We start from the raw sequence: 6058 nt of genomic DNA, 5'->3' as shown, positions 1-6058 counted from the left end.
GCCGACAAGGCCGGGAGCGGCGGTGGCGGCGATGGCGTCGACCTCGTCTAGCGAGACGGAGGAGTCGGCGAGCGCCGCCTCGACGATGCCGTCCAGCGCCTCGACATGGGCGCGCGCGGCGATCTCCGGCACGACGCCGCCGAAGGCGGCATGCTCCTCGATTTGACTTAACACCACGTTGGACAGGATTTCGGGCGCGGCGCCGCCGTCCAGCGCCACAACGCTGGCCGCCGTCTCGTCGCAGCTCGTCTCAATGCCCAGAACGCGGATCAATTGGTCGCTAGCTCAAAGATTGTATCACCAGAGGTCTATCGATATTCAGGTGATGCCGGCCTGCAAATGACGGGTTCCTGCGCTTCCGGTGCTCACGTACTTCAAGTACGCTCCGCTCCGGTTCTCGGAACCCACCATTTTTCGGCTCGGCCTGACCTGAATCTCGACAGACCTCGGCCAAGGACGGGGGTTATCACGGACCGCGCGCCATGCAAACTTTGAAAATCGGAACACGCGGCAGCCCGCTGGCGCTGGCCCAGGCGCATGAGACGCGGGCGCGGCTGATGCAGGCGCACGGGCTGCCCGAGCAAGCCTTCGAAGTGATTGCGATCTCGACCAGCGGCGACCGCATCCAGGACCGGCCGCTCTCGGAAGCCGGCGGCAAGGGCCTGTTCACCAAGGAAATCGAGGAAGCGCTGCTCGACGGCCGCATCGACATCGCCGTGCATTCGTCGAAGGACATGCCGACGGTGCTGCCCGACGGGCTGGAGCTTGTCACCTTCCTGCCGCGCGAGGACGCGCGCGACGCTTTCATCGGCAAACGGGTGAAGCGGATCGCCGACCTGCCGCATGGCGCAGTGGTCGGTTCGTCGTCGCTCAGGCGCCAGGCGCTGCTTCGCCGTATGCGGCCGGATTTCGAGGTGGTGATCTTCCGCGGCAATGTGCAGACAAGGCTGCGCAAGCTCGACGAAGGCGTCGCCGAGGGCACCATCCTGGCCTATGCCGGGCTGAAGCGGCTCGGGCTCGAACATGTCGTCACCGACCTGATGTCGCTCGAGGATTTCCCGCCGGCGCCGGGGCAAGGCGCGATCGGCATCGAAACCCGTGTCGGCGACCGCGAGGTCGAAAAAATGCTGGCGGCGATCCATCATGTGCCGACCGGCCAGGCGCTCGCCTGCGAGCGCGCTTTCCTCGCCGCGCTCGACGGCTCCTGCCGCACGCCGATCGCCGGCCATGCGACGGTCGCAGGCGAAAAACTGTCCTTCGCCGGGCTGATCATCTCGCCCGATGGCTCGCAATCGCATGAGGTGCGGCTGGAAGGCGAGGCCGCGGACGCGGCGGAGATCGGGCTGAACGCCGCGCGGACGGTCCGCGCCAGGGCGGGCGCTGAATTCTTCGACGGCTGGGCCTGACATGGTCCGCGTCCTGGTGACGAGGCCGGAGCCCGGCGCGTCGCGCACGGCGCGACACCTCGAAGCCCTGGGATTTCAGCCTGTCCTGCTGCCGCTTACCGAGACGAGGGCATTGCCGGTCGAGTCGGCCATCGGCGCCGATGCCGTCGCGGTTGCGGTCACCAGCGCCAATGCGGTGCGCCATGCGCCAAAGCCGCTGGTCGCGTCGCTTGCGGAACTGCCATGCCACGCGGTCGGCAAACGGACGGCCGAGGCCTGCCGGGCGGTGGGATTTTTATCGGTCGCGGAAGGTCCGGGCGATGCCGAGGCGCTGGCCGACGCCATCGCCGGCGGCCTTGCCGGCAAGGCAATCGTCTATCTGTGCGGCCGCGTCCGCTTTCCGGTGTTCGAGCAGCGGCTGACGGCGGCCGGCGTGCATGTCCAGGCAATCGAGACCTACGACACGACAGGCGTCGACTATGGCGATGCCGATGTGGTCGCCCGCCTGTCGGGCCGGCCGGTCGAGGCCGCGCTGCTCTATTCAGCCAAGGCCAGCTTAGCGCTGGTCGGCCTGATGGCGCGGCCGACACTACGGTATCTCTTTGAAAAAACGCAGTTCCTGGCGCTCTCGACGCGCGTCGGCCAGCCGATGGAAGGCATTGCCGGCAGCAGGGTCCGCGTCGCATCCCAGCCTGAGGAAGAGGCGTTGCTCGCGCTTTTGTCGCAACCGCGCTAGGCCGCGTCATCACACCGCCCCTTTTCACCGCTTGGTGATGTGCTAGAGCATCCTGACGCTCTGGACCCTTCGATCCATTCCCAAGCCATTTTGCGGAGCCCAAGCATGGTCAAGACGCCGAAGATGCGACATTCGAAGACCCGGCGCGAGCCGGTGACCATCGAACTCGAGCCCGGCGCCGTCTCGCGAATCACCGACGAGGATGCCGCGAAGGCCAAGGCCGCACAGACCGACGAGGCGAAGGCGGAAGAGGCTGCGGCCGCTTCGCAGCCGGAGGCGCCGGAAGAGCCCATCCATGCCGAGCAGGCCGATATCGAGCCGTGGGAGCATAGCGACGCCGCCCAGGCAGCGGCCGGGGCCGGCAAGGACGAGCCCGAGGCGCCGTATCCAGGCGGCTCCGATGAGCCGAAGAGCCAGCCCCAGGGCTTCGACTACAATTTCGAGGACGCATCCGCTGCCGCTGCCGGCGCCCCGGCAGCGAAATCAAGCGAGATGCGAAGCGAGGCACGGGGTGAGGATCGCGCGCCGCAGCCGTCGAGGAGAACCGGCGTCAGCGCCATCGCAGCGGGGGTCATCGGCGGCGTGATCGCGCTTGCCGGCGCCGGCCTGCTGCAGGCGGTCGGCCTGCTTGGCGCGCCGGGATCGAACGGCGGATCGCTCGAAGGCGTCAATGGCGAGATCGCGTCGCTGAAAAGCGAGATCGCGGCGCTGAAGGAAAGCGGCGACAAGGGAGCCTCCGCCAAGGTCGAGGGTCTGTCCACGGCGATCGAGCAGGTCAAGTCCGATGTGGCGGCGTTGAAATCCTCGGCGGGGCAAGGCGGTGACAGTGCCGCGCTCAAGGCGCTCGGCGACAAGGTCGGCCAGATCGAGACCGCCGTTGCCGATCTGCAGAAGAACCGCAATGCGGCGCCCGTCGATCTCGGTCCGCTCAACGAGAAGATAGCCGGGCTCGACGCTCTGGTGAAATCGACCGGCGACGCGGCCAAGGCCGAGGATGGCCGGCTGGCGGCGCTGGAACAGTCCGTGTCGCAGCTTTCCGGCAAGGTCGAGGCGCAGGCCTCGCAGCCCAAGATCGCGCTGGCCATTGCCGCCTCGGCGCTGAAGTCGGCGCTCGACCGCGGCGCGCCCTTCGCGACCGAGCTCGACACCTTCGCGGCCATCGCGCCGGACGCGCCCGAGCTCGCGGCGCTGCGCTCCTATGCCGACAAGGGCGTGCCGACCCGCGCCACCATCGCGTCGGAGGCCGAAGCCGCCGCAAACGCCATGGTCGAGGCGGCAAAGCCTGTCGACCAGGATGCCGGTTTCTTCCAGAGCCTGGTGTCGAGCGCGGAATCGCTGGTCAAGGTGCGGCCGGTCGGCAGCGTTGAAGGCAACGGCGCGCCCGAAACCGTCGCCCGCATGGAAGTGGCGGTCAACCAGGGCGACTACGCCAAGGCGCTCAGCGAGTATGACACGCTGCCCGACGCCTCAAAGGCCGCCGGCGCCGACTTTGCCGGCAAACTGAAGGCGCGGCTGGAGGTCGAAAAGCAGCTCGAAGCGCTGATTGCCGGCGCGACGAAGGCGTGAGGACGACACGATGATCCGCCTTCTCGTTTTCCTCGCCGTCGTCTTCGCGCTGGGGCTGGGCTTTGCCTGGCTGGCCGACCGTCCGGGCGAGATGCTCGTCACCTTCAACGGCTACCAGTACCAGGTCACGCTGATGGTGGCGGCGGTGGCGATCGCCGGCGTGGTCGCCGCGGTGATGATCGTCTGGTGGCTGATCAAGTCGCTGTGGAACAGCCCCTATACGATCTCGCGCTATTTCCGCGTGCGCCGCCGCGACCGCGGCTACCAGGCGCTGTCGACCGGCATGATCGCGGCCGGCGCCGGCGACGGCGCGCTGGCGCGCAAGAAGACCAAGGAAGCGGCGAAGCTGATCAGCGCCGACCAGGAGCCGTTGATCAACCTGCTCGACGCACAGGCCTCGCTGCTCGAGGGCGATCATGAAGGCGCGCGCGAGAAATTCGAGCGCATGCTCGACGATCCCGAGATGCGGCTGCTCGGCCTGCGCGGGCTTTATCTCGAGGCCGAGCGGCTCGGCGACCGCAACGCCGCGCGCCACTATGCCGGCCGCGCGGCGGCGGTGGCGCCGCAGCTCGCCTGGGCGGCGGAGTCGACGCTGGAGGAACTGACCGAACGTGGCGACTGGGACGGCGCGCTGAAGCTGGTCGAGGCGCAGAAATCGACCAGGCAGATCGAACGCGATGCCGCCAACCGCCGTCGCGCCGTGCTGCTGACGGCCAAGGCGCAGGCGCTGGTCGACAGCGACCCGAACGCGGCCCGCACCGCGGCGCTCGAGGCCAACAAGCTGGCGCCCGATTTCGCGCCGGCCGCGGTGATCGCCGCCGATCTGGTTATCCGGCAAAACGACGTGCGCAAGGGCTCCAAGATCCTGGAAGCCGCCTGGAAGGCCGAGCCGCATCCCGACATTGCCGAGCTTTACACGCATGCGAGGCCGGGCGACGCCGTGCTCGACCGTCTCAACCGGGCAAAGAAGCTGCAGGAATTGAAGAAGAACCACGCCGAGTCGTCGATGGCCGTGGCGCGGGCGGCGCTCGACGCGCAGGACTTCGCCACCGCGCGGCGCGAGGCGGAGGCCGCGATCCGCATGGATCGCCGCGAGGGCGCCTATCTTCTGCTCGCCGATATCGAGGAAGCCGAGACCGGCGACCAAGGCAAGGTCAGGCAGCTGCTGTCCAAAGCCGTACGTGCGCCGCGCGATCCGGCCTGGGTGGCGGACGGCGTCATCTCCGAGCGCTGGGCGCCGGTGTCGCCGGTCACCGGCAAGCTCGACGCCTTCACCTGGCGCGCGCCGATGGAGCGGCTCGGCCAGTTGATCGACAGCGAGACGGACGCTGCGGTGCCGGCGATCGCAGCTGCGCCTCCGGCCGAACCCGCTGAAAAGGCGATCGACATTGTTGCCGACGCGCCCGCCGAGAAGCCGGCGCCGGCGAATGGCGGCGAGAAGGACGCGGCTGTTACGGAGGATGTCAGCGAAGCTCAAACCGCCAGGCGGGGTTCGGAATTGCCTCCTCTGCCCGACGATCCGGGTGTCGCGCCGGAAGAGGAAGCGGAAAAATCGCCGCGCCGGTTTCGTTTGTTCTGAGGCAGGGTTTTGGCGGGTAGGGAAAAGGTATCGATGTTCGAGCGCGTATTGGCCTTCCTGAGGGACCTACCGGGAGGCGGCGAGGCCAAGCCGAGCGCCGACGATCCGCGCGTCGCGGCTTCCGCGTTGCTCTACCATGTGATGAACGCCGACGGCGTGCGCCAGGACGTCGAATGGGAGCGCTTCAAGCAGATCCTGGCCGAGACCTATTCGGTGAGCGGCGAGGAGCTCGACGCGCTGGCCGCGGCCGGCGAGCGCGCCGACAATGAGGCGATCGACCTCTACGCCTTCACCAGCGTCTTGAAGCGCGATCTCGACGCCGAGGCGCGCAAGGCCTTCATCGGCCTGATGTGGGAAATCGTCTATGCCGACGGCGAGCTTGACGAGCTGGAGGACAACACCGTCTGGCGGGTCGCCGAGCTGATCGGCGTCGAGCGCCGTGACCGCATCGAGGCGCGCCGCAAGGCGGCGGCGCAGGTGCCCGGCGCGCGGGGCAAGTCGAGCGACGAATAACGGGACCCATCGCCTTCCATGCCACCCAGAGCGAGGCCGAGACCAAAAATCCTGATCGTGCTGCATCAGGAAACGTCGAGCCCCGGCCGCGTCGGCCATATGCTGCTGGAAGAAGGTTTCGACCTCGACATCCGCAGACCGCCATTGGGCGACGAATTGCCCTGCACGTTGGACGGCCATGCCGGCGCGGTGGTGTTCGGCGGGCCGATGAGCGCCAATGACGAGGACGAGTTCGTCCGCCGCGAGACCGACTGGCTGCAAATCCCGCTGAAGGAGAAC

5 protein-coding genes and 2 pseudogenes are annotated in these 6058 nt (G+C 68.0%); 6 read left to right on the top strand and 1 reads right to left on the bottom strand.

Features of this window, described 5'->3' with window-relative positions; genetic code table 11:
- A pseudogene (locus EOA24_RS24615) lies at window positions 1–273 on the bottom strand (tRNA (adenosine(37)-N6)-threonylcarbamoyltransferase complex transferase subunit TsaD); the annotation flags it as partial.
- Window positions 274–482: 209 nt separating this feature from the next.
- Here EOA24_RS24615 and hemC point away from each other — a divergent pair.
- The 6 genes and pseudogenes from hemC to EOA24_RS24585 form a co-directional block, all read left to right on the top strand.
- Window positions 483–1406 (top strand): hydroxymethylbilane synthase, encoded by a 924-nt coding sequence (hemC, locus tag EOA24_RS24610; protein ID WP_126080497.1) that lies wholly within the window; start codon window positions 483–485, stop codon window positions 1404–1406.
- A 1-nt stretch (window position 1407) separates the two neighbouring features.
- The gene (locus EOA24_RS24605) at window positions 1408–2121 is read left to right on the top strand and encodes a uroporphyrinogen-III synthase (protein ID WP_126080498.1); all 714 of its coding nucleotides are present in this window, start codon (window positions 1408–1410) and stop codon (window positions 2119–2121) included.
- 105 nt (window positions 2122–2226) lie between these two features.
- Complete coding sequence (locus EOA24_RS24600; RefSeq protein WP_126080499.1) at window positions 2227–3687, top strand: COG4223 family protein; 1461 nt, start codon at window positions 2227–2229, stop codon at window positions 3685–3687.
- Window positions 3688–3697: 10 nt separating this feature from the next.
- Window positions 3698–5266: a heme biosynthesis protein HemY gene (locus EOA24_RS24595; protein ID WP_126080500.1), complete on the top strand. Its 1569-nt coding sequence runs from the start codon at window positions 3698–3700 to the stop codon at window positions 5264–5266.
- 33 nt (window positions 5267–5299) lie between these two features.
- Complete coding sequence (locus EOA24_RS24590; RefSeq protein ID WP_126080501.1) at window positions 5300–5779, top strand: TerB family tellurite resistance protein; 480 nt, start codon at window positions 5300–5302, stop codon at window positions 5777–5779.
- Between the two features lie 18 nt (window positions 5780–5797).
- Window positions 5798–6058, top strand: a pseudogene (locus EOA24_RS24585) (GMP synthase); the annotation flags it as partial.

The sequence above is a fragment of the Mesorhizobium sp. M2A.F.Ca.ET.039.01.1.1 genome (assembly GCF_003998035.1).
Taxonomy (GTDB): domain Bacteria; phylum Pseudomonadota; class Alphaproteobacteria; order Rhizobiales; family Rhizobiaceae; genus Mesorhizobium.
This window is presented reverse-complemented; position numbering and strand designations above follow the sequence as displayed.